1 protein-coding gene is annotated in these 781 nt (G+C 56.1%); it reads right to left on the reverse strand.

The genetic code is table 11. The features are described 5' to 3' along the window. On the reverse strand, positions 1-710 hold a 710-nt coding region (locus VB737_RS07385; RefSeq protein ID WP_500312264.1), incomplete at its 3' end, for a type II toxin-antitoxin system HipA family toxin. Between the last annotated feature and the right edge of the window lie 71 nt (positions 711-781).

Raw genomic sequence — 781 nt, forward strand, 5'->3', positions numbered from 1 at the left:
GCCGTGCTGTGCTCACCGTGGGGGTGGGGGCTAAAGGTGACATCGTAAAAAGGTGCAGGCTGCCAGTGGCCTTGGTCGTTCTGCAAAAACGCCCAGTTTTTGCTGTGGTCGTCTTGATTGCTCGCCAGCAAATTGAATACCGCGCGCCGAAATTGAAGCTGAGCTGCCGCGGGCGATTTACACAAGCGCCGGGTTGCTGAAATTAGCGTTTGGTAATCCAGACTGGGCAAGCGAAAGTCTGCACCCAACAGGCCACAAGCACTATGCATGTGCAAGCGGCCGGCCGGGCCCTCGTGATTGGAAACCCAGTCAAAACGCTTTAAAGCCAGCCAAGGGTACTCACGATTGGCATAGCCAGGTTGAACCAGAGTGTGTTGCGGCGGTTCAAGCTGAAGTTGCTCGGCAAGCTGCAAGTACACCGCTTCGCAAATACCTTCCTCATGGCCCAAGGGCAAACTTGCGGAAGTAAATTTAACCAACCAGGCTTCATCGCCCGCCCTGGATGCCGTGCTGCAGTTGGCCCAGTTGCCGGGTTGCGCATATATCAAGGCCTTGGGCCTTGCACCTCCCGAATTTCCGCTGACTACCAAGGCTTGCAGCACCTCCCCTGTTTGCCCCTCGAACACGGCTTGGGCTTGTTGACCCAATTCGGAAAGGTCAATATCGCTTTGCGTTATAGCTGCATATTGTGAATTGGGGGCGTACGCCAAGGCACCCACTGCACCCTGCCCAACAAAGGCCAGGCGGTCCATTTGCGTGAGCAGGTTGGGCAGTATGCCAT

It is taken from the genome of Synechococcus sp. BA-120 BA3 (assembly GCF_034931285.1).
GTDB lineage: Bacteria > Cyanobacteriota > Cyanobacteriia > PCC-6307 > Cyanobiaceae > Cyanobium.